This is a genomic window from Maricaulis sp. (assembly GCF_017643475.1).
Lineage (GTDB): Bacteria > Pseudomonadota > Alphaproteobacteria > Caulobacterales > Maricaulaceae > Maricaulis.
In genome coordinates this window covers 1,071,899-1,094,657 of sequence record NZ_JAEPNI010000001.1, presented here as the reverse complement: position 1 = coordinate 1,094,657, position 22,759 = coordinate 1,071,899, and the positions used below count along the sequence as shown (strand labels likewise).

Here is a 22,759-nt window from a genome sequence, read left to right as displayed (position 1 = left end):
GGCCGTGGGGCGCTCGTCAGGCGAGCGCCTTGCGGACGGCATCGGCAACAGCCGGCGCTGTGATATTGAAATGCTCGTAGAGCTCGCCGGCCGGCGCGCTGGCACCGAATCCGGACATGCCCACAAACTGTCCCTTGCGTCCGATGATGCTGTCCCAGCCATAGCGCAGAGCCGCCTCTACACCGATCACCGGCAGATCTGTTCCCAGCACCTCGTCCTGGTAGGCCGCATCCTGATCGTGGAAGATATCCAGGCACGGCGCGGATACGACCCGAACGGCAATTCCCTCCTCGGCCAGCTTGGCCTGGGCTTCAACAGCCAGTGAAACCTCCGAACCGGTCGCCACGATAACCGCCTTGGCGTTGTCCGCATCGCGCAGGACATAGGCCCCGCGGCTGGACAGGTTCTCAAAACCGTCATCCTCACGCAGGAAGGGCAGTTTCTGACGCGACAGTGCCAGAACGCTCGGACCATTGTCGCGCTTGAGTGAGAGCTCCCAGGCTTCCGCGGTCTCCAGCGCATCGGCCGGACGGAAGACGTGCATGTTTGGAATAGCGCGCAGGGACGCCAGCGTCTCGACCGGCTGGTGGGTCGGCCCATCTTCGCCCAGACCGATGGAGTCATGGGTCAGAACATAGACTACCGGCTGTTCCATCAACGAGGACAGGCGCATGGAGCCACGGCAATAATCGGCAAAGACCAGGAAGGTCGCGACGTAAGGCGTGACACCGCCATGCAGTGCCATACCGTTCGCACACGCTGCCATGCCATGCTCGCGCACACCGAAATGGATGTACGGGCCGGCATAATCATCAGCAGAAACAGCACCGCCATGGGTGGTCTTGGTCAGGTTGGACCCGGTCAGATCCGCAGACCCACCAATCAGGCCTGGCCAGCTGCGGATGATCGCTTCCAGCGTCTTGCCCGAAGCCGCCCGGGACGCCAGATCGGGACGTTCTTCTGCCACCTGCTTGCGCCAGGCGGAAAGCGCTTCAAGACCCGCTTCGCCCGGCTCACCGGAAAGCTGGGCAACCAGCTCGTCGGCCTTGTCGGTGGACGCCAGGCGATCACGCCAGGCTTCATGAGCTTCCGGGGATCCGACAGCACGCCAGTTCTCATAGACCTCGTCCGGGACAACAAACGGCGCGTGATCCCAGCCCAGCGCCTTGCGTGCGCCTGCGATTTCTTCCTCGCCCAGCGGCGCACCGTGGCTGCCAGCTGTGCCGGCCTTGGTCGGCGCACCGAAACCGATCGTGGTCTGACAGGAGATCAGTACCGGCTTGTCGCTCTGGCGCGCTTCGGAGAGCGCCTGGTCGATCGCGTCCATGTCATGGCCATCAACGCGCGCCGTCGCCCAGCCCGCGGCCTCGAAACGCTTGAGAACATCGGTGGACTCCGAAACGCTGGTCGCGCCATCGATGGAGATTTCGTTATCGTCCCAGAGCACACAGAGACGGTTCAGCTTGAGATGACCGGCAATCGAGATGGCTTCATGGCTGATGCCTTCCTGGAGGTCACCATCGGAAGCGATAACCCAGGTACGGTGATCAACGAGGTCATCGCCATATTCCGCGTTCAGCATGCGCTCGGCCAGCGCCATGCCGACCGCCATGGAAATGCCCTGCCCCAGCGGGCCTGTGGTCGCTTCCACACCCGGTGTGTGACCATATTCCGGGTGTCCGGCGGTCAGCGATCCCATCTGACGGAATTTACGAAGCTCATCCATCGTGATGTCTTCAAAGCCGGTCAGGTGCAGCAGGGAGTAGATCAGCATGGAGCCGTGGCCGGCAGACAGGATGAACCGATCCCGGTCAGCCCAGCCCGGCGCGGCCGGGTCAAACTTCATGTGGCGCGCCCAAAGCACGGTGGCCACATCTGCCATACCCATCGGCATGCCCGGATGTCCGGAATTAGCCGCCTGCACTGCATCCATCGACAGGGCGCGGATTGCATTGGCCATGTCAGTGTATTGCGAACCGATATTCGTGCTCATGATCGCCTCTTTAAGATCCGCTGTCCGTGTAGCGGGATTCGGAGTGGGATGAAGCCTTACCGGCCCCCAAAACCGGTCCGGTCCAGCAACGCTTTTGTGGACGCGTCGTACTCTTTCGTATCGCCTTTGAGAATACCCGTTGTCAGGACTTTCCCGAGCTCGACGCCCCACTGGTCGTACGGATTAATTCCGTAGACAACACCTTCAACGAATACCTTATGCTCGTGCAGGGCAATCAGCGCGCCCAACGTCGCCGGATTGAGATCGTCCAGCAGCAGCATAGCGGAGGGGCGCCCGCCCGGCATGGATTTGTGGCTCGCCAGCTCGCCTTCGTCTGCCGTGTCCAGCTGGCGACCATCCAGGAGCGCTGCGCCCTGGGCCGCCATGTTCGCTGCCAGTGCGCGTTCGCGGGCATCCTCGCTGGCGAAGTGACGTTTCACGCCGATGAAGTCGACGGGAACGATATCCTTGCCCTGGTGCAGCCACTGGAAGAAGGAGTGCTGGATCTCGGTACCGGCTCCCCCCCAGACCAGGGCGCCACCCGCAGTTGGTGCGGGCTCTCCGTCCACGGTCACGGACTTGCCCAGCGATTCCATTTCCAGCTGCTGGAGATAATCCGCCAGCTTCCCAAGACGAGCGGAATAGGCCGCAACACAGCGGCTGGGATAACCCAGCGCGACCCGGTTCCACGCATCGACCAGGCCTTTCAACACCGGCAGGTTCTGGGCAAGGGGAGCTGTGGCGAAATGCGTATCCATCTGTCGGGCACCCTCGCGGAAAGCTGCGAAGACTTCCGGCCCCAGACCAATTTCCAGACTCAGCCCGACCGCGCTCCAGACAGAATAGCGACCGCCCACCCAATCCGGGAAGTCAAACACGCGCTCCGCCGGAATGCCAAAGGCCGCCGCCTTGTCCGGCGCCGCGGATGCTGCAGCGAAATGTCCCCCGAGCCGGTCTTCAGCGACATACGCGGACAACCAGGCGCGAGCCGCCTCTGCCCCCATCAGGGTTTCCTGGGTCGAGAAAGACTTGGACGCGACGATGAAAAGAATGCTCTCCGGATCCGCACCCTCGACCGCGAGGCGAAGATCACTGGGATCAAGGCTCGCGACAAATCGCATTTCCGGTCCGCCATCAGCGAACTCGGCCAGGGCATCCGCAATCAGCCGGGGACCCAGATCAGAGCCGCCGATACCGATATTGACGACGCGGGAAATCGCCTTGCCGGACGGCTGATACTCTCCTGCCCTTACCGCACGAGCAAATTCACGTGTCTGGGCCTGGGTACGCTCAACCAGTTCGGCGGCATCAGAACCGTCGATTTTCGCGCCTTCACGATAGGCCATGTGCAGCGCCGGCCGGCCTTCGGTCGCATTGACGATGCCGCCGGACAGCAGAGCATCGCGATGGCTGGAAAGGTTCACGCCTTCGGCGAAGTCCAGCAATGCCGTCAGCGCGGCCGGATCGAGACACTGCTTCGTCAGATCCAGTTCGACACCTGCTGCGTTGAACACCCAGTCGGAGAGCGCGTCGCCCCGCCCGTCCACGATGGAACGAAGGGAGCCGCCAGCCAGACGGTCTGCATGGGTTTTCAGGGCGTCGAGAGACATGGGGGACTACCTCGTCAATTCGGTAAAACTCAGGCGTATCGCTCAGGCGACAACGACATGTTTACGCTAACACAGATCTGAGTCGAGTAATTTGTCGGCTTCGATCAGGGCACCGATAATGTGATAGGGCGTGCTCGCAGGCATGTCGTCGCCAACCGGATTTCCGGCGCCGTCAAAATGCTCGATCCACCCGCCGGGCAAGGATACAGCGAAGTGCTTGTCCAGCATGGCCCGCCCCGCCATTTCCAGGGCCACGTCAGCTCCCTCAAATCCCCGTGTCTTCGCCACACAGGCCGCGCGGAACCACTCATTCTGCATCCAGGTGCGGGTTCCGTGCTCGGACACAACACCCGTCTCGTCCATTGAGCTGATCAAAAGCCCGCTCGACGGATTTATCCCCATCCTCATGGCATTTCGGAACAAATGCTCGGCAGCAGGGCTGATATCCTCGCCACTCAGCAGGGCGTACTTGTTCAGCAGCCACACCCATTCAAACATATGCCCGGGCTCGGCAACCGGCCCGGTTTCGGCGGACAGGCGTTTCAGATCACTCTCGAAAAACTCGAAGAGAACGCCGTGATCTTTCGAATAAAATCTCTGATGAAAGAGAGCGTGGATTTCAGTGGCTCGCGCCAGTCCACCCTTGCCTCCCGCCTGCCGGAAAATCATCAGCGCTTCGAACAAGTGCATGTGTGGATTCTGCCGCCTGGGTACATTCCCCGCCCCGACCGCTTCGATATATCCGCCTGTGGGATGGCACATGCGCGTGTCCAGAAACTCCAACAAATCGTCGCAGTCCTGCAGATATCTGGGATCACCGGTGACTTCGGCCAGGAAGCTTGCAGCCAGAAGAATGAAGGCGTGATCATAGAGGTCACGCAGGTCCGAGATAATCTCGCCACGGGCATTCAGACGATGGGCATAGCCCCCATCGGGATGGCGCGCATGTTTTTGCAGATAGTCCCAGCCAGACTGAGCGGCCTCCAGTCCATCACACCAGCCGCGAAGGTGAGCCCGGGCGAACGTGTAAATCTGACGTGCCTGAACCCTAACTCGTCGGTCAGCATCGCGTCGAGGTTCGCCCCTAGCGTCAAAGACTTCGAAAAAGCCGCCGGTCTCGGGATCGAGCGATTTCTCGCGCCAAAGCGGGAAGAATGAATGAACACCCCAGTCAGCCAGTGCCTTTACAGTGTCCATCCCACTCCCCGATCTCAGCTGGACAATCAAGCGTTAGCCATGTCCTCGTCGGAAATGTCGAAATTTGCGTAAACATTCTGGACGTCATCGCAGTCTTCGAGCGCTTCCATCATCTTCATCAAGGTATCAACCTTGTCACCTGGAACCTCGATCAGGTTCTGCGGCTTCCAGATGATTTTGGCAGAAGACGGGTCCTCGAACTGTTCGGAAAGCGCGGAGACAACTTCCATCAGATCTTCACGCGCCGTGAAGATGACGTGCTGGCCCTCGTTTTCCTCATCACCCTGTTCGGATGCAACATCTTCGGCGCCGGCCTCGATGGCCGCTTCCATCATCGTGTCCTCGTCAGCCTTGGACAGCGGGTAGCGGATCTCGCCGACATTATCGAACATGAAAGCCACGGAGCCTGTTTCGCCCATGTTTCCGCCATTCTTGGCGAAGGCGGTGCGGACTTCGGCGGCTGCACGATTCTTGTTGTCCGTGGAGACTTCCACGATCACCCCGATACCGGCCGGCCCGAAACCCTCGTAACGGATGTCTTCATACGTATCCGCATCACCGCCGGACGCCTTGTCGATGGCTCGCTGGATATTGTCCTTGGGCATGGACTGGCCCTTGGCGTTGGCAACAGCCAGGCGCAGACGCGGATTGGCATCAGGATCAGGGCCACCCAGTTTCGCAGCGATCGCGATCTCCTTGGAGAGGCGCGAGAACAGCTTGGAACGCACCGCGTCCTGACGACCTTTGCGGTGCTGGATATTCGCCCATTTGGAATGTCCGGCCATTGTACAATCCCTTTGTGTAACAGTCTTTGTCCGCTTAATACCGGCTCCGCCAATTTATGGCTACCGGGTGATCACATTGATTGCCGCGTCAGAGCAGGTCGAGTCGCCCCTCGGTCCGCAGGGTCTCCACGAGTTTCTTGTCGTCCTGGTCATTGGCCATGTCAGCCACGAGGACCGCGTCCTCGGTTGCGACCACCATGATGCGATCACAGCCGATGACACCCACACGCGCACCCGTCGAATAAACAAGGCTGCGCCGGGTATCGATCAGATGCGTATCGCCAATCATCACATTGGCGCTCTCATCCTTCTCGCTGACATCCCAAAGTGAAGACCAGGAACCGACATCGGACCAGTCGAAATCGGCCGGCACGACCGCGGCGCGATCAGTTTTCTCCATCACGGCATAGTCGATGGAATCTGACGGACAGGCGGCAAAGGCATCAGCGTCGAGACGCGATACAATTTCCTCCCGGCTCGCATCGCCAAGCGCCCGTCGGCAGGCGGACAGGATCTCCGGCTGCAGCTTCTCCAGCTCGGCGCGCATCGTGCTCGCCTTGAACAGAAAAATCCCTGCATTCCAGTAATAGCGACCGTCCGAGAGGAATTTCCTGGCCGTGGCCAGGTCCGGCTTTTCAGTAAACGCCTCGACCTTGTAACCCTCGCCCTGCGCCCTGCCGCGGCAGATATAGCCAAATCCCGTCGCAGGACCCGTCGGGCGAATACCGAAAGTGACGATATTGCCTGCTGCGGCCAGGTTGGCTGCGCGCGAAACCGTCACGCGGAAAGCTTCCTCATCCTTGATGTGGTGATCGGCTGGCATGAGCAAGACCAGAGCGTCATCGCCATGGTTCTGCGCCACCATCTCCGCCGAGACGGCTGCGACAGCCGCTGTATTGCGCGCCATCGGCTCTACCACGTAGGAGATATCGTCCCGATCCTTGCCAAGCAGGTCGCGAGCACCGTCGAGCTGGTCACCACCGAGGACGATCACCGGTGGGTGAAATGCCACTTCATCGCCTTGCTGTGCTCGCCGCACCGTCGCCTCGATCATGGAGATATCAGAGACCAGTGCATGCACCTGTTTCGGGCGCGCAGCGCGGGAGAGCGGCCACAATCGCGTACCGGCGCCTCCGGACATGATGACGGGGACGATCTCGCTCATTGAATCTGCCTTTTCGATCGTTTGTTTTCTGGCCTTCCGGGAACGACAATTACCGCGGCACGGCAATGGCTTGGCGCAAACTAATCACGACTCTCCGACGAGGGGAACCGCTTGCGAGTGGACAGACCGGGCCCGTTCCGGTTCACTGCTGGACGAGCGGGTTGGGGGAAATCATGCGCACTCTTGTCTTCATCTTTGCAATCGTCAGCATTCTCGTGGCGATCCTATTGCTCTGGCCAGCCCGGTTTGACCCCGCCTATTGGGACGAAAGCGAACCACCAGCGCTCGAAGGCGTGCTGGAGCCGAGGGGCCGCCTCGCCGGCATCGAGGAGATCGGGCGTGGCATAATCAGCAGTTCCGAGGATATCGCACTCGCCGACGACGGCTCAGTCTGGGCCTCACAGCATGATGGCAGTGTCGTGCGTTTAGCCCGTGACCGTGACGGCAGCTGGCAGGTCGCTGAACGAGTCCAGGTCTCCACCCTGCCCGCTCTTGGCCTGCAATGGGATGCGCAAGGCCGCCTGATCGTGGCCGCGTCCGATGGCATGTACGCCGTAACCCCCGGATCCGACCAGGTGGAAACCCTGACCCTGACAGCCGGGGATCGTCCGCTTGGTTTCGCTGACGATCTGGATATCGCTGCGGACGGCATGATCTATTTCACCGAGGCCAGCTGGAAATGGGCCAATGATCCGCACCTGCGCACCTATGCCTATGACATGGCTGAAAACCGGCCTTATGGAGCGCTGGTCTCGCTGGACCCGCAGACCGGGGAAACCGAGATCCTCGCCGACGAAATGTACTTCGCCAATGGTGTCGCGATGTCAGCGGACGGTCGCTCGGTCTTTGTGCTGGAAACCTATCGCTATCGCCTTTCGCGCTACTGGCTTGAAGGGCCGCAAGCGGGTCAGCTGGAGCTGGTGGCGGACAATCTGCCAGGCATTCCGGACGGGGTCATGGGCGATGGCCAGGGCCGACTCTTCATCGCCATGGATACCCAGCGTGTCCCGTTGCTGCGCTTCTTGCACCGCAATCCATTCCTGACCCGTCTGATCACCAAGTTTCCCGATGATGTCTGGATCCGCGCCGGCGCCCCGCGCGCCTTCGTCCTGGTGCTCGACGAGGACGGCAATTACCTCGACAGTTTCCACGATCCGGACGGCCGCTTCGGCCTGCTGGCCAATGCGGTCCCGGATGATGAGGGCAATCTCTGGCTCGGCTCGCTGACGGCCGACGTCATCGGCCGCATGGAGCTTCCAGCGGAATTGCGCGACTAGCGCTGATTGTGCTGGCGCTGGATCTCGCCCTTGATCCATTCATAGGTGATTTCCATGCCCTCGCGCAGGCTCTGCGACGGTGCCCAGCCCAGTTTCTCGGCAATCAGGCGATTGTCGGAATTGCGCCCCCGAACGCCCAGCGGCCCCGGGATATTGCGGATATCCACGGGCTTGTCAGCAATGTCGATGACCATGCGTGCAAGATCATTGATCGAGATCATCTCCTCGGAGCCGATATTGACCGGGCCTTCAAAGTCAGAGCGCAGCAGACGGATCGAACCTTCCAGACACTCATCGATATAGAGGAATGAACGCGTCTGCAGGCCGTCGCCCCAAACCTCGATCTCGCCACCATCCGCGGCCAGTGCCACCTTTCGGCACATGGCGGCCGGAGCCTTTTCCTTGCCCCCATCCCAGGTCCCCAGCGGGCCGAAGATATTGTGGTAACGCGCCACCCGGCATTCCATGCCGTGATTGCGGTTGTACGCCAGGTAAAGCCGCTCGGAGAAAAGCTTCTCCCAGCCATACTCGCTGTCCGGATTGGCGGGATAGGCGCTGTCCTCGGCACAGTTCGGATTGTCCGGGTCGAGCTGGTTATGCTCCGGATACATGCAGGCGGACGACGAGTAAAAGACCCGCTTGATATTGCGCTTGTGGCAGGCGTCCAGAACGTTGAGATTGATCGTCGCCGAATTGTGCATGACGTTGGCGTCGTTTTCACCGGTGAAGATATAGCCGGCGCCACCCATGTCGGCCGCCAGCTGATAGACCTCGTCAAAACGACGGTCGATCACCTCACGCACCACACGTTGGTCCCGCAAATCCCCAATCATGAAGTCATCGGCCACAGTGTCCGCATGCTCGTGGAATTTCACGTCCACACCGCGAACCCAGAAGCCCTCGTCCTTCAGTCGCTTGACGAGATGGCCGCCGATAAATCCGCCGGCTCCACAAACAAGAGCGGTCTTTTGCGTCATGTGTTTTTCCCCCAGGCACAGTCCGGCGGAAATAGTCCACAGCGCGTCAGACAGGTCAACAACTTGTGGCGAAAAACGAGCCTAAACACATATTTCTACATGTGTTTCAATCGGGAACGTGTGTTGCGAGCAGTCCGCCAACCCGAATGGGCGAAACGGCGGTCGCCAGACCATCCGGCCCTGTATCGACCATCACGCCGCAAAGCGTCGCCTCTCCGGTTGCCGGCTCGAAACGCGAAGAGCGCATGCGTGTAGTAAAACGACGGACCGGTTCTTCCTTGTCCATGCCGATGACGCTGTCATAGTCACCGCACATGCCAGCATCAGTCTGGTAGCCTGTGCCGCCCGGCAGGATGCGCGTGTCGGCCGTGGGAATATGTGTGTGCGTGCCAACGACCAGGCTCGCCCTGCCATCGCAGAAAACCCCCATGGCATTTTTCTCGCTGGTGGCCTCGGCGTGCATGTCGACCAGGACAGCATCGGCCACAACGCCCATCGGCGCTGCAGCCAGTTCGCGCTCAATCGCTGCAAACGGGTCGTCCAGCGTCTCCATGAAAAGATTGCCCATGACATTGACCACGAGCACGCTCTCGCCCTTGGCCGTCTGGAACAGGTTGGCGCCACGTCCCGGTGTCGAGCCTACCGGATAGTTGGCCGGTCGCAACAAACGCGGCTCGCGCTCAATATAGGTCAGCGCTTCGCGCTGGTCCCAGGCGTGGTTGCCCAGGGTCAAAACGTCAGCGCCATAATCGAAAAGCTGGTTGCAGATGCGTTCGGTAACACCGAATCCAGCTGCCGCATTCTCGGCATTGATGACGACAAAATCCAGCGCAAGCTCGTCCTTGAGACGCGGAAGGTGTTCCTCCACAGCCCGTCGCCCTGCCTTGCCGACAATATCTCCGAAAAACGCAATCCGCATCGTGATGCTCCAGAAACCTGATCAAAGGATATGCACCCTGATCGGGTAAAGGCCAAGTCAATCAGGGCACTCTCATACACCCCTCGCCGCCTGAACTTGCAAAAAGCCTCACGGCGACACTAAGTTGGCCGCTTCTTCCGTTTACATGGTCTGATCCAGCATGTTCAGTGACAGCGCGCCTATCTCCCTGAAACTTCCACCAAGGACGCTCGCGCTCGTGGCAGGGTTTCTGTTGACGGTGCCAGCAATCCTGATTGCGATCACCATGCTCCAGCCAATGGTCGATCCCAAATGGATGTATCTGGATGTGATCGCGGCCGCCCGCGAGGCGGAGGAGTGCTGCCACGTCACCTTTGGAGCCATGTCGCAGCTGGGCATACTGCTGTGGGCCTGCGTCGCGGCCATTGGACTGTTTACCGCACTCATTCTTTGGGTGCGTGGTGAACGCGGAGGCTATTTCGCGCTGGCCCTTTTTGCAGGCCTGCTCAATGGCTGGCTGGCCCTGGACGATGCCCTGCTGCTGCACGAAAGCATCCTGCCAGGCCTGGGCATTCACCAGTATGTGGTGCTGGGGTCCTATGTGGTGCTGGGCGTGGGCTATGTGCTGTCAGGCGTGCGCATTCTTTTGCGCAGTGACTGGTGGCTGCTGGCCATCGCACTGATGGCCGTTGCTGGAAGCCTGGGCCTCGACCTTGTCGTGTACGACCGCTCTACCACGGCCGTCGTGCTGGAGGACGGGCTGAAGTTCTACGGCCTCTTCGTCTGGGCTGGCTATCATGTCAGCCTGTTGACACTGATTCAGTTGCGCGCGCCTCAGGCCGGCTCATAGTCCAGGATCGGCCCCAGCGCCCGCTCACTCTCCGCCAGCGTCCAGCCCTTGCGACGGGCATAGTCCTCGACCTGGTCGCGCTGTATACGCCCAACTGCGAAATAGTGACTGTCCGGATGCGCCAGATAGAGCCCCGACACCGACGAGGCCGGGGTCATCGCAAAACTGTTGGTGAGCCCGATACCGATGCGCGTCTGCGCTTCGAGCAGGCTGAACAAGGTGCGTTTTTCGGAATGGTCTGGCTGTGAAGGATAACCCGGTGCCGGCCGGATGCCGTCATAGGCTTCGGCAATCAGCTCCGCATTGGAAAAGCGCTCGCCTTGCGCATACCCCCAGTGCTTTGTGCGCACCTGTTCATGCAGCCACTCTGCCGCGGCTTCCGCCAGCCGATCGGAAATCGCCTTGAACATGATCGAGGAGTAGTCGTCCTGCTGGGCATCAAGCGAGGCCACGAATTCGGGATTGTCACCTGCGGTGACGGCAAACCCGCCGATGAAATCCTCTACGCCCTTGGGCCCTACAAAATCGAACTGGCAGAGGCTGGGCTTGTCGCCCTCCTTGCTCATCTGCTGGCGCAGGCCATGGAAACGCGCCCGTTCGCTCGCACGGCTCTCGTCGGCGTAAAGCACGACATCATCGCCCTCGCGATTGGCCGGCCAGAAGCCGATGACGCCCCTGGGGGCGAGGAGGCCCTCGTCGATGATGCGTTGAAGCATGCGCTGGCCGTCGGCGAGAAGATTGCGGGCTGCCTCACCGCGCCTTGGATCTTCCAGGATCGCCGGATAGGTGCCCTTGAGCTCCCAGGTGAAGAAAAATGGCGTCCAGTCGATATAGTCGACCAGCGTGCTGACCGGGATGTCGAAATCCTGCACGCCCGGCTGTTTCGGAGCTGGCGCCTGATAGCTGGCCCAGTCACAGGACCAGGCTTTTTCGCGCGCCTGGGCCAGGCTCAGGCGGGACTTGGCCGTCCGTGCCGCCAGACGGCGCTCACGGATCCTGGCGAGATCCGCCTTAACATCCGCCGCATAGCTATCGCGACGGTCCGACAACAGGGTTGAAACCACGCCAACCGCTCGGCTGGCATCGAGTACGTGCACGACCGGTGCGACATCAATTTTCGGGTCGATCTTCACCGCTGTGTGCGCTGGGCTGGTCGTGGCGCCACCGATGAGCAGCGGGATGTCGATCTTCTGACGCTCCATCTCGGAGGCGACAAACACCATCTCGTCGAGCGATGGGGTGATCAGGCCTGACAGGCCGATAATATCGGCTTCCTCGTCGAGCGCGGTTTCCAGGATTTTCTCGCAAGGCACCATCACGCCCATGTCGACGACCTCATAACCGTTACACTGGAGAACGACGCCAACGATATTCTTGCCGATATCGTGCACATCCCCCTTCACCGTCGCCATGATGACCTTGCCGGCAGATTTGGAGGCCTGGCCACTTTCGGCCTTTTCCTTCTCCATGAAGGGGATGAGGTGTGCGACTGCCTGTTTCATCACTCGCGCCGACTTCACCACCTGTGGCAGGAACATCTTGCCCTCGCCGAACAGGTCGCCAACGACATTCATCCCGTCCATCAACGGGCCCTCGATGACATGCAGCGGACGTTCAAACGAGAGGCGTGCCTCTTCGGTATCCTCGACGATGAACTCATTGATGCCGTGCACCAGCGCGTGTTTCAGACGCAGGCCAACATCCTGCTCGCGCCAGGACAGATCGCGCGTCATCTCGGCGCCCTTGCCCTGCCCGCGATACTTCTCGGCTGTCTCCAACAGTCGGTCCGTCGCATCGTCGCGGCGATTGAGGATCACATCCTCGACCAGCTCGCGCAGCTCCGGATCGATGTCGTCATAAATGTCCAGCTGGCCGGCATTGACGATGCCCATATCCATGCCCGCACGCACGGCGTGGAACAGGAAGACCGAGTGCATGGCACGGCGCACCGGCTCATTGCCGCGGAAAGAGAAGGAGATGTTGGAGAGGCCGCCGGAGACATGACAGCCGGGCAGTTCCGCGCGGATACGGCGCGTCGCGTCGATGAAGGCGACAGCGTAGTCGTTGTGTTCTTCAATACCGGTGGCAACCGCGAAGATGTTCGGGTCGAAAATGATGTCTTCCGGCGGGAAACCGACCGTATCGACAAGCAGGCGATAGGCCCGCTGGCAGATCTCGAACTTGCGGTCCGCCGTCTCGGCCTGACCGGTTTCGTCAAACGCCATGACGACCACGGCGGCGCCATAGGACAGACAGGCGCGTGCCTGTTCGAGGAAGGGCGCCTCGCCTTCCTTCAGGCTGATCGAATTGACCACGGCCTTGCCCTGGACGTTTTGCAATCCGGCCTCGATGACCTCCCATTTGGAACTGTCGACCATGACCGGGACCCGCGCGACATCCGGCTCACCAGCGATCATGCGCAGGAATGTGGTCATGGCCTCGACACTGTCGAGCAGGCCCTCATCCATGTTCACATCGATGATCTGGGCGCCATTCTCGACTTGTTGGCGCGCAACGGATACCGCTTCGGAATAGTCGCCTTCGGTGATCAGCCGTCGAAAACGAGCCGAGCCGGTCACATTGGTGCGTTCGCCAATATTGACGAAGGTGGAGACGAGTAAGGTCATCGTCGTTTCACTCAGGCCGATAGTTCGAACGGTTCGAGACCGGACAACCGCATGCTCGCAGACGCCGCCCGGACCTGGCGTGGCGCGGCGTCTCGCGCCTGGCGCGCAATCTCGGCGATGTGCGCAGGCGTGGTGCCGCAACACCCACCGACAATATTGACCAGCCCCGATTGCGCCCAGTCGGACAAGTGGCTGGCCGTCTCGTGAGGTTGTTCGTCATACTCGCCCATATCATTGGGCAGGCCCGCATTGGGATAGGCCAGCACGCGAGTGTCCGCGACGCGAGAAATCTCAGCGATATACTGACGCATGTCGGCCGCGCCAAGGGCACAGTTCAATCCGATCGCCCAAGGCTTGGCGTGGCGCACGGAATACCAGAAGGCCTCGGCAGTCTGTCCGGATAGTGTGCGGCCGGAGCGGTCGGTGATCGTGCCGGAGATCATGATTGGAACGTCCTGCCCCGTCTCATCACGCAGATCCAGCACGGCCTTGATCGCGGCTTTCGCGTTCAGCGTGTCAAAGATCGTCTCGACGAGGAAGAAATCAACAAATGGCTGCATCGCTCGAGCCTGTTCCAGGTAAGCATCGCGGACTTTGCCAAAATTGGTGTCCCGATAGCCTGGATCGTTGACGTCCGGCGAAATCGACAGTGTTTTGTTCGTCGGGCCAATCGCGCCGGCCACACCCTTGGCAATCCCCGTGGCCTCGGCTGCAGCGTCAGCCGCCTCGCGGGCCAATCGCGCGCCGTCCCTGGCAATCTCTGCGGCCAGATCTTCCATCTGGTAGTCTGCCTGCGCGATGCGCGTCGCCGAGAAAGTATTGGTTTCGACAATGTCCGCACCTGACGCGAAATAGGCAGAGTGAATGTCCCGGACCGACTCCGGGGCGGTCAGATTGAGAATGTCATTATTGCCCTGGATCGGCACGGACCAATCGGCAAAACGCTCGCCTCGATAACCCGCCTCATCCAGTTTGAGATCCTGGATCTGGGTGCCCATGGCACCATCCAGGATCAGCACACGCCGCCGCCCGATCTCTGCAAGTTCTTCAGCAATATTCATGGCAGGTCTCCCGGAGCCAAGGCCGGTTGGGGGCGCACGCCCAGCAGGCGACAGGTCGACAGCGCCAGCTCCGCCCGGTTGAGCGTGTAAAAATGGAATCCGTCCACACCACCCTCCTCGAGCTTGTTGACGAGATTGGCGGCAACATGGGCAGTGACCAACTGACGGGTCGAGGCATCATCCTCAAGCCCTTCATAGAGTTCGTGCAGCCATTGCGGCAGCGTCGTGCCGCACAGGCCGGCGATACGCTTCAGGCCGACAAAATTCGGCTGCAGCATGATCCCGGGGATAATCGGAATGGTGATACCCGCCCGTACAGCCTCGTCGCGATACCGGAAGAAAACATCCGGATAGAAGAAGAACTGGGTGATCGCCCGGGTCGCGCCGGCATCAATCTTTGCTTTCAACAGATCGAAATCACGCTCCAGGCTCGGGCTCTCCGGATGCTTTTCCGGATAGCAACCGACTGAAATCTCGAAGTCCGCAATGTTACGAATGCCCGCCGCCAGTTCGGCTGCATTGGCATACCCGTCCGGGTGCGGCACGTAGCGTTCGCCTATGCCTTCAGGCGGGTCGCCACGCAGAGCCACGATATGGCGTACGCCGCTGTTCCAATAGTCCTCGATCACCTCGTCAACTTCACCGCGCGAGGCACCGACACAGGTCAGATGCGCCGCCGGGGCGATGCTTGTTTCCTGAGCGATCCGGCGGACTGTGCGGTGTGTACGGTCACGCGTCGAACCACCGGCACCATATGTCACGGACACAAATTCGGGAGCCAGGGCCTCAAGCCGCGAGATCGAATCCCACAGCGTCTGCTCCATGGCCTCGCTCTTTGGCGGGAAAAACTCAAATGAAATTATCTTGTTAGCCACGGGGAGGCCTCGGCTTCATTGATTATTACAACATAAAGATATCTTTATATAGCATCTTTGGCGATCCGTTAATACGGTCGCTGCATGAAATTAAAAACTTGCATCTTGGGTAGATGTCTGATCTATCCCGCGCCACATAAAGCAATCTTTATATGAGGATCTTGTAGTGAGCCGTACGTCCTACATCTTCACCTCCGAAAGCGTTTCCGAAGGCCATCCCGACAAGGTCTGCGATCGCGTTTCGGACGCCATCGTCGACCTCTTCCTGTCCAAGGACCCGGAAGCACGCGTCGCCTGTGAGACCCTGACGACAACCAACCAGATCGTTCTGGCCGGCGAAGTGCGCTGTGCCGGCGCAATCTCGGATGACGAGATCGAGGCCGCCGCCCGCAATGCGGTGCGCGATATCGGCTACGAACAGGCCGGCTTCCACTGGGAAAAATCCGCGCTGCAGAACTTCCTGCACGAACAATCCACCGACATCGCTGCGGGTGTTGATGCAGGCACCGGCACGTTCACCGAGGAAGGTGCTGGCGACCAGGGCATCATGTTTGGCTATGCCACGGACGAGACGCCGGAATTGATGCCGGCGCCGATCCAGTTCTCTCACGAGATCCTCAAGCGCATGGCCGCGGTCCGCAAATCCGGCGATCGCCCGGAGTTCGAGCCGGACGCCAAGTCCCAGGTCACCCTGCGTTATGAAAACGGTGTACCTGTCGGGGCGACCTCGGTGGTCGTATCCACCCAGCACAAGGACGGCTACTCTCCTGCCAATATCCGCGAACTGGTTCGTCCGATCGTCGCGGACGTCCTGCCCGAGGGCTGGTTCCCGCCGGAAGAGGAATTCTACGTGAACCCGACCGGCAATTTTGTGATCGGCGGACCCGACGGTGATGCCGGCCTGACCGGTCGCAAGATCATTGTCGACACCTATGGCGGTGCTGCACCGCACGGTGGCGGTGCCTTCTCCGGCAAGGATCCGACCAAGGTTGACCGCTCTGCGGCCTATGCGTGCCGCTGGCTGGCCAAGAATGTCGTTGCTGCCGGGCTCTCCAAGAAATGTACCATCCAGGTCTCCTATGCGATTGGCGTGGCCAAGCCGCTCTCGCTCTATGTCGACCTGCACGGCACAGGCAATATCGCGGAAGCAACGCTGGAAGACGCGCTGATGCAGATCGCCGACCTCTCCCCGCGAGGCATCCGCACACGCCTGCAACTCAATCGCCCGATCTATGCTCGCACGGCCGCCTACGGTCATTTCGGCCGGACGCCGGATAACGATGGCGGCTTCTCCTGGGAGAAGACAGATCTGGTCGATGAGCTGAAATCGCTCATCTAAACCAAACAAGAAATCCAGGGGCCGGTTATCCGGCCCCTCGCACATACACAGACCGCAAGAAGGATCGAAAGATCATGACGGAATCCGCCAACAAACCGTACGTCGTCAAAGACCTGTCGCTCGCCAAATGGGGCCGCACAGAGCTCGACATGGCCGAGATCGAAATGCCGGGCCTGATGGCTCTGCGTGAAGAATACAAGGACGCCCAGCCGCTCAAGGGCGCACGCATCGCCGGCTCCCTGCACATGACCATCCAGACCGCCGTGCTAATCGAAACGCTGACGGCGCTGGGCGCGGAAGTCCGCTGGGCGTCGTGCAACATCTTCTCCACCCAGGACCAGGCCGCTGCCGCGATCGCTGAAACCGGCGTTCCGGTCTTCGCGACCAAGGGCGAGACGCTGGAAGAGTACTGGGACTACGCCGACGCGATCTTCCATTGGGCAGACGGCGAGACCGCCAACATGATCCTGGACGATGGTGGCGACGCGACCCTCTACCTTATCCTCGGCGAAAAGGCCGAGAATGACCCGTCCATTCTCGACTACCCGAAATCGGAAGAGGAAACCGCTCTGTACGCGCAGATCAAGAAGCGTATTGCCGCAACGCCGGGCTGGTTCGCCAAGGCCAAGGCGTCCATCAAGGGCGTGTCCGAGGAAACCACCACCGGCGTCATGCGTCTTTATCAGATGCAGAAGCGCGGCGAACTGCCCTTCCCGGCCATCAACGTCAATGACAGCGTCACCAAGTCCAAGTTCGACAATCGCTATGGCTGTCGCGAAAGCCTGGTCGACGCCATCCGCCGCGGCACCGATGTGATGATGTCCGGCAAAAAAGCCCTCGTGCTGGGTTATGGCGATGTGGGCAAGGGTTCCGCGGAGTCCCTGGCAGGCGCCGGTGCGCGTGTGTATGTCACCGAAATCGACCCCATCTGTGCCCTTCAGGCCTGTATGGACGGTTTCGAGGTTGTCCGCATCGAGGACGTGATTGGCGAGATGGACATCTTCGTTACCGCAACCGGTAACAAGGATATCATCACCGTGGACCACATGCGCGGCATGAAGGACATGGCGATCGTCTGCAACATCGGCCACTTCGACAACGAAATTCAGGTCGAAAGCCTGAAGAACTACCAGTGGACGAATGTGAAGCCGCAGGTCGACCTGGTGAACTTCCCGGAAGGACACCGCATCATCCTGCTCTCCGAAGGTCGTCTGGTGAACCTCGGCAATGCGACGGGCCACCCGAGCTTCGTGATGTCCTCGTCCTTCACCAACCAGACTCTGGCGCAGATCGAGCTGTGGACGGATGGCGATAAGTACGCAAACGAAGTATACATCCTGCCGAAACATCTCGACGAGAAAGTCGCTGCCCTGCACCTGGACAAGCTGGGCGCCAAGCTGACCGTTCTCTCGGAGGAACAGGCTGACTATATCGGCGTGCCGCAACAGGGTCCGTACAAGGCCGAGCATTACCGCTACTAGGGCTGGCCCAACAAACAAAAACGCCCTGTCATTGACTGGGCGTTTTTTTTATCCAGCTTCCCTTGGTTCGCAGCCGCATCTACGGGCCACGGCCTTGGGCTCCCTGATCCAGCATCGCGCGACGTCGAGGTCCGCAAAGCCGGAAACCTTGGCGCCTTCGCCATGAGCAACAGTCGTCACGATCATTGATACAACGTCCTGCGCCTCGGGACGCGCAACAAAAGCCAACTTGCAGCCGGGTCGGAGGTCATTGATGAGCCCCTTCACTTCATCGATAATCTGCGCAGGCGACGCCAGGATCTCGGAACCGACGATATTTATAATGGCCCCGCGGGCAGCTTTCTCATTCGCCTTGCGTGCCAGATCAAGCCTCGAAGCGTGGATCTCAGCAAGGTCCACGGTCTCGAAATGCGTCAGTTCTGCCGATCCATGTTCGGCCTCGAACTCAACCCGATACGTCAAATCATCCTCACAAGGCTCTGATCGCCGTTGGTTTTGTTATACCACTACACTCGCATCGATGTGAACTCTGGGCACGCGCATTTTGTGAACTAGGCGAACAAAATGCAATCCATACGCCTGTCGTGAGTCTCCCGGGGCACTGCCTCAAACAACTGTTCCTTGAAACAGACCCCGATGGTCAGCGCCGTTCGCCCCTGCTCGTCGAATGCGGCAATCGTCCGATCATAGAAACCGCCACCATATCCCAATCGCCCACCGTGGCTGTCAAACGCCAAGCCGGGGACCAGGAGCACATCCGGAACAATGACCGGCGCATCCCCCAGTGGCTCAGCGACGCCAAAACGCCCCTGCCGCACTGGCTCGCCAACACGCCACCGCCGGAACTCCAGCGGCTGATCTCGCGAGGTCACAACCGGCAAAGCCGTTTGGAGGCCTGCTTGCCAGGCCATGTCCACCAGCGGCAGGACATCAAACTCACTGCGGATGGGATGATAGCCGCCCAACACACGGCAGTCGTTACGGCGAAGGATCGCGCCCAGCGCTTCAGTCATTTCCGCCAGATCGCGCTGTGCATTCCCGGCCGCCATGTCGCGCAACTGGCCCGCGCGCTGGCGCAGGACCTGTTTGCTTTCGCACAGCCTGTCGGAAGAAGGGGTCATGTGGCGGCTCCGCCTGCGCCGGCAAGGCGTGTGTATCCCCACAGACCCGACAAGTCAGGTGGGCACCGCGTATAAGGGACCACGGTCCCGAACAGAGGCAGTTCCCGAGTGGTGATGTACGGTCGGTAGGATGAACGTCTCATCGCACGCTGCAGATAACCGCCGCCACCTATGTGGCGACAAATGCGCTCAAGCTCAAGCCTGTACCTGCTCAAGAGACGTTTTCTCCTCAGCCGAACTGGCCGGAGTGTCAGGCTTGCCGTCGAGCTTGTCCGCCAGCATTTCCATGCGATCGGCCAGTGCCGTGATGGTCCGGGCCAACTGCTCGCGTTGCTGCTCATTGTGCGTGTTTTCGCCGACCGAACGAGAGCGCAGCTGATCGACATGCGCCTCGAGCGTTTCCGACTGGCGCTCGGCTTCCTTGAGCTCGTCGACCACCACCAGGGACGCCATCAGCAATAGGCGAAGATCGCCTATCTGACCAACCTGTTCGGTGATCCCCTGAACCTTTTCATCAAGATAGGATGCAAGCGATTTGAGATAAGCTTCCTGGCCTTCCTCGCAGCCGATGGTGAATTCTCGCCCATTCAGAAACACAGTGACCTTGGACATCTATTCCTCCGTCACCAAGGTGCGCAGGTCGTCGATGGCCATGTCAAGCGCTGCGGCCGCTTCCTGCGCCGCCATCTGAAGGTCCGCCTCGCGGGACTTGGCATGATCGAGCGCCTCGGCCAGTCGCGCCCGGTCCAGATCCGCATCAGCGCTGTCACCGATCGCGTTCTCGGCTCGCTCGACACGATCTACAAGCTTGGCGGCCAAACCTTCGACACGCGTCATCGCACCGTCAAAGCGTGAAAGCGCCAGTACAAGCGTATCGTTATCGGGGCTGCGGGCATCGTCCATGCGCATAAAATCAACTGCGTCGCACAAAAGTTCAAGTGGAGCGGCAGGATCAGGAGCTTTCCTGCTGAATCTCAACCGCGTTTGAAAACCAGCTTAGCCAGATCTTCGGCAAAAATTGGGCAGGATTGTCACGTCTTGCAGCCAAGGCTCATGGTTGACGCCCTGCGCGCACTCGGCCAAACAGTCCAAGCATCCAGAAAGCGAGTGCACCGTGAAGCTTCCGAGCCTGCCCGACTGGGCCTTCTTTCCGCTGTCTGCATTGGTCATTGCAGCAATGGTCTACTCCGCGCTGCAATTCGGCAGCGACAGCCAGCGCTCTACCGAGGAGATCCTGGCCGAGGGCATTGTCGTCGAGGGCGACCTGTTGCAAGGCATTGTTACCGGCCCGGGACTAGCCGCCACTTTCCTGGATGACGGAAACCGGACCATCGCGCGCATCATCGCTGACCGCGGGCCGCTGGACGGTCCGCAATCTGCCGGTGCTTTCATTACCTTGGCGCCGAACGAGCTGGAAGCACTTCAAGGTTACAATCTGACGATCCGATACCGCGTCCGCCGCTCTCCGACCGATGGTGCCGCGGGGCTGCGAACGGCATTTTTTGTGCCCGGGATGAGTCAGAATGACTGGCAGTACACCGAGGTGGACGGTGCGTTTCAGGATGTCGATTTCCAGCTGACTCCGCCTGCCTGTGCGTGGGATTTCGGCTGGGCCGGCATGTGGCCGGACTGGGATGATGGCGGCAATTCGATCGATGTCGTGCGTATCGAAGTGATCGTGGGCGCCCCGGCCGATTGCAGCTAGAGCGGTCGGGTATCCGAAGCCCGGGTCAACAGTGCCAGCGGATTCCAGGTCATAGCAGAAAGCACGTCTCGAACGGATACAGTACGTTGCGCCTGCAGGGCCTTGCGTTCGCGCCTGATACGTGGCCAGTCGCGCAACCCGTCTCGGATCGCCCGACCGAATAATCGGAACTGGCCAAATCGGGCGGCTGACAACCACAGCGCCAAGGTCGCAAGGACATGGCCGGGTGCCAGCAGTATCAGCCCCCATCCCGGCGTGTTGCGCAGGAACACCCACAACCTGTTTCTGACGCCATAATACGTCGCAAATTCTGAACGTCTCCCGGAGGACCCATATCCGAGATGATCGACCTTGGCATCGGCCAGCTGGACTGTGTGCCATCCCAGCAAACGGGCCCGGTAGCCCAGATCCACATCTTCGTTGTAACAGAAGAAATGCTCGTCAAATCCGCCCAGCGCATCCCAGGTTTGCCTGCGAACAGCCAGAGCGGCCCCGCAGCCCGCAAACACACGCCCTGTAGGTGGTGGGGCGGTCAGACGTTTTCCATACTCGGCGCGATATGCAAGACCCGCCGCGTGATAGACATCGCCACAACCGTCGAAGACGCCGTCCTGATCCGCAACATATTGTGTGGATCCGAACAAGTTCACGTCCGGCATGCGGCGCGTCGCCTTTTCGATCTGCTCGAGCCAATCCGGATGGGGATAGGCGTCGGGATTGAGCAGCACGACCCACTCGCAAATTACTTCGCGTGCGAGCTTGTTGTTGCCGCCCGCGAATCCGAGGTTTTCATCAGACGCGATAAACTGGACCCAATCCGGCAGCGTGGTCTCGTCCAACCTCTCCCCGTGCGGCGAACCGTTTTCCAGAAGCAGGACCTGAGCAGGTCGAACCGTCTGCCGAGCCAATGCGTCAAGACAGCGATCGATCGTCCCCTGACTACGATAAGCAACGATCAGGACAGAAAACTCCGTCGCCGCCTGCGTCATGGCGCTGAGGCCCAAGCAACGAACGCACCGTTCAGATATTCATCCTCTTGCTTGCCATATGGAAATGCCTGTCCGCACGGTTGGGTCATGTCACCGCCAGCCGCGCGCAGGACTGCATGCCCAGCTGCGACATCCCACTCCTTGGTGGGGCCGAAGCGCGGGTAGACATCCGCCTTTCCCTCCGCAAGCAGACAGAATTTCAGCGACGACCCAGCGTTCACCGTTTTCATCACTGCCAGCTCCTTCAGGAAGTCCAATGTCTGGTCGTCCTGGTGGGAACGGCTCATGACTGCCGTTAACCCGTCCGCCGCGCGATCGCGTCCACCCAGCCGTTCTCCGGCTGCCGGGTCGATGACTTCACCAGCGTCCAGGGAGAAAGCCTGTGCGGTGTCACCTCCGATAAAAAGACGCTTGATGGCCGGCGCATACACGGCCCCCGCACGCGGCACACCATTCTCGACAAGCGCGATATTGATAGTGAACTCACCGTTGCGCTTGATGAATTCCCGCGTCCCGTCCACCGGGTCGACCAGCAGGAAGCGCGCCCCGACATCGTCCGCCTCCTGCCGAGAATAACTCTCCTCGGCGATGACCGGGACACCAGGCAAAAGAGATTTCAATCCCGCCAGGATGACCTCTTCGGCCGCTTCATCCGCCGCCGATACCGGAGAATTATCACCTTTATAGCGAACCTCGAAATCCGAGGCGTAAATCTCCATAACCGGAATGGCCGCTTCACTGCACAACTGACCAAAGGCCAGAGCCAACACGTCCGCGCTGGCGTTTTCCAGACTTGCCACGCTCATCAC

Annotated in this window: 21 protein-coding genes; 5 read left to right on the top strand and 16 right to left on the bottom strand. The window is 60.2% G+C overall.

Annotated elements, in window-relative coordinates; all coding sequences use genetic code 11:
* Positions 1-16 precede the first annotated feature (16 nt).
* The 5 genes from tkt to JJ889_RS05190 all read right to left on the bottom strand — a co-directional run bounded on the left by tkt (position 17) and on the right by JJ889_RS05190 (position 6,750).
* On the bottom strand, positions 17-1,993 hold the full coding sequence (gene tkt, locus JJ889_RS05210) for a transketolase (RefSeq protein WP_291892244.1): 1,977 nt from the start codon (positions 1,991-1,993) through the stop codon (positions 17-19).
* Between the two features lie 56 nt (positions 1,994-2,049).
* A complete protein-coding gene (pgi, locus tag JJ889_RS05205) occupies positions 2,050-3,603 on the bottom strand; it encodes a glucose-6-phosphate isomerase (RefSeq protein ID WP_291892241.1) in 1,554 nt (517 codons plus the stop codon).
* Between the two features lie 66 nt (positions 3,604-3,669).
* On the bottom strand, positions 3,670-4,800 hold the full coding sequence (locus JJ889_RS05200) for an AGE family epimerase/isomerase (protein ID WP_291892238.1): 1,131 nt from the start codon (positions 4,798-4,800) through the stop codon (positions 3,670-3,672).
* A gap of 26 nt (positions 4,801-4,826) precedes the next feature.
* Positions 4,827-5,585, bottom strand: coding sequence for a YebC/PmpR family DNA-binding transcriptional regulator (locus JJ889_RS05195; protein WP_291892236.1), 759 nt, complete (start codon positions 5,583-5,585; stop codon positions 4,827-4,829).
* Positions 5,586-5,673: 88 nt separating this feature from the next.
* Positions 5,674-6,750: a mannose-1-phosphate guanylyltransferase/mannose-6-phosphate isomerase gene (locus JJ889_RS05190; RefSeq protein ID WP_291892232.1), complete on the bottom strand. Its 1,077-nt coding sequence runs from the start codon at positions 6,748-6,750 to the stop codon at positions 5,674-5,676.
* A gap of 173 nt (positions 6,751-6,923) precedes the next feature.
* Between JJ889_RS05190 and JJ889_RS05185 the strand changes: the two genes are divergently transcribed.
* Positions 6,924-8,027: an SMP-30/gluconolactonase/LRE family protein gene (locus JJ889_RS05185; RefSeq protein ID WP_291892229.1), complete on the top strand. Its 1,104-nt coding sequence runs from the start codon at positions 6,924-6,926 to the stop codon at positions 8,025-8,027.
* Here the strand turns inward: JJ889_RS05185 and JJ889_RS05180 are convergent.
* Positions 8,024-9,004, bottom strand: a complete 981-nt coding sequence (locus tag JJ889_RS05180; RefSeq protein WP_291892226.1) for an NAD-dependent epimerase/dehydratase family protein — start codon at positions 9,002-9,004, stop codon at positions 8,024-8,026. The two genes, JJ889_RS05185 and JJ889_RS05180, sit on opposite strands and share 4 nt — an antisense overlap.
* Positions 9,005-9,110: 106 nt before the next feature.
* Positions 9,111-9,923, bottom strand: coding sequence for a TIGR00282 family metallophosphoesterase (locus JJ889_RS05175; RefSeq protein ID WP_291892222.1), 813 nt, complete (start codon positions 9,921-9,923; stop codon positions 9,111-9,113).
* Positions 9,924-10,155: 232 nt separating this feature from the next.
* On the opposite strand from JJ889_RS05175, the gene JJ889_RS05170 reads away from it, so the two are divergent.
* Positions 10,156-10,752, top strand: coding sequence for a hypothetical protein (locus tag JJ889_RS05170; protein WP_291892220.1), 597 nt, complete (start codon positions 10,156-10,158; stop codon positions 10,750-10,752).
* Here JJ889_RS05170 and metH read toward each other — a convergent pair.
* The 3 genes from metH to metF are packed head-to-tail and all read right to left on the bottom strand — an operon-like array spanning position 10,737 to position 15,315.
* Positions 10,737-13,379, bottom strand: coding sequence for a methionine synthase (gene metH, locus JJ889_RS05165; protein ID WP_291892218.1), 2,643 nt, complete (start codon positions 13,377-13,379; stop codon positions 10,737-10,739). The two genes, JJ889_RS05170 and metH, sit on opposite strands and share 16 nt — an antisense overlap.
* An 11-nt stretch (positions 13,380-13,390) precedes the next feature.
* Positions 13,391-14,440, bottom strand: coding sequence for a homocysteine S-methyltransferase family protein (locus JJ889_RS05160; RefSeq protein ID WP_291892216.1), 1,050 nt, complete (start codon positions 14,438-14,440; stop codon positions 13,391-13,393).
* A complete protein-coding gene (gene metF, locus JJ889_RS05155) occupies positions 14,437-15,315 on the bottom strand; it encodes a methylenetetrahydrofolate reductase [NAD(P)H] (protein ID WP_291892214.1) in 879 nt (292 codons plus the stop codon). The genes JJ889_RS05160 and metF overlap by 4 nt, the downstream gene beginning before the upstream one ends.
* Positions 15,316-15,481: 166 nt before the next feature.
* On the opposite strand from metF, the gene metK reads away from it, so the two are divergent.
* Together metK and ahcY are read left to right on the top strand one after the other, a co-directional pair.
* Entirely contained in the window at positions 15,482-16,654 is a 1,173-nt protein-coding gene (gene metK, locus JJ889_RS05150; protein WP_291892211.1) for a methionine adenosyltransferase, read from the top strand.
* Between the two features lie 74 nt (positions 16,655-16,728).
* Positions 16,729-18,135 (top strand): adenosylhomocysteinase, encoded by a 1,407-nt coding sequence (gene ahcY, locus JJ889_RS05145; RefSeq protein ID WP_291892208.1) that lies wholly within the window; start codon positions 16,729-16,731, stop codon positions 18,133-18,135.
* A gap of 48 nt (positions 18,136-18,183) precedes the next feature.
* On the opposite strand, the gene JJ889_RS05140 is transcribed toward ahcY, so the two are convergent.
* The 4 genes from JJ889_RS05140 to JJ889_RS05125 form a co-directional block, all read right to left on the bottom strand.
* Positions 18,184-18,597 carry a hypothetical protein gene (locus tag JJ889_RS05140; RefSeq protein ID WP_291892204.1) on the bottom strand — a complete coding sequence of 138 codons (414 nt, stop codon included), beginning with the start codon at positions 18,595-18,597 and terminating at the stop codon, positions 18,184-18,186.
* An 89-nt stretch (positions 18,598-18,686) separates the two neighbouring features.
* Complete coding sequence (locus tag JJ889_RS05135; protein ID WP_291892201.1) at positions 18,687-19,256, bottom strand: 5-formyltetrahydrofolate cyclo-ligase; 570 nt, start codon at positions 19,254-19,256, stop codon at positions 18,687-18,689.
* A gap of 195 nt (positions 19,257-19,451) precedes the next feature.
* Positions 19,452-19,868 carry a cell division protein ZapA gene (locus JJ889_RS05130; protein WP_291892197.1) on the bottom strand — a complete coding sequence of 139 codons (417 nt, stop codon included), beginning with the start codon at positions 19,866-19,868 and terminating at the stop codon, positions 19,452-19,454.
* On the bottom strand, positions 19,869-20,159 hold the full coding sequence (locus JJ889_RS05125) for a DUF4164 family protein (protein ID WP_291892194.1): 291 nt from the start codon (positions 20,157-20,159) through the stop codon (positions 19,869-19,871). It lies immediately after the preceding gene.
* Positions 20,160-20,370: 211 nt separating this feature from the next.
* Between JJ889_RS05125 and JJ889_RS05120 the strand changes: the two genes are divergently transcribed.
* Complete coding sequence (locus JJ889_RS05120; RefSeq protein ID WP_291892190.1) at positions 20,371-20,961, top strand: hypothetical protein; 591 nt, start codon at positions 20,371-20,373, stop codon at positions 20,959-20,961.
* Here the strand turns inward: JJ889_RS05120 and JJ889_RS05115 are convergent.
* Together JJ889_RS05115 and cysQ are read right to left on the bottom strand one after the other, a co-directional pair.
* On the bottom strand, positions 20,958-21,950 hold the full coding sequence (locus JJ889_RS05115) for a glycosyltransferase family 2 protein (protein ID WP_291892187.1): 993 nt from the start codon (positions 21,948-21,950) through the stop codon (positions 20,958-20,960). The two genes, JJ889_RS05120 and JJ889_RS05115, sit on opposite strands and share 4 nt — an antisense overlap.
* Positions 21,947-22,756, bottom strand: coding sequence for a 3'(2'),5'-bisphosphate nucleotidase CysQ (gene cysQ, locus JJ889_RS05110; RefSeq protein ID WP_291892184.1), 810 nt, complete (start codon positions 22,754-22,756; stop codon positions 21,947-21,949). The genes JJ889_RS05115 and cysQ overlap by 4 nt, the downstream gene beginning before the upstream one ends.
* Positions 22,757-22,759 lie beyond the last annotated feature (3 nt).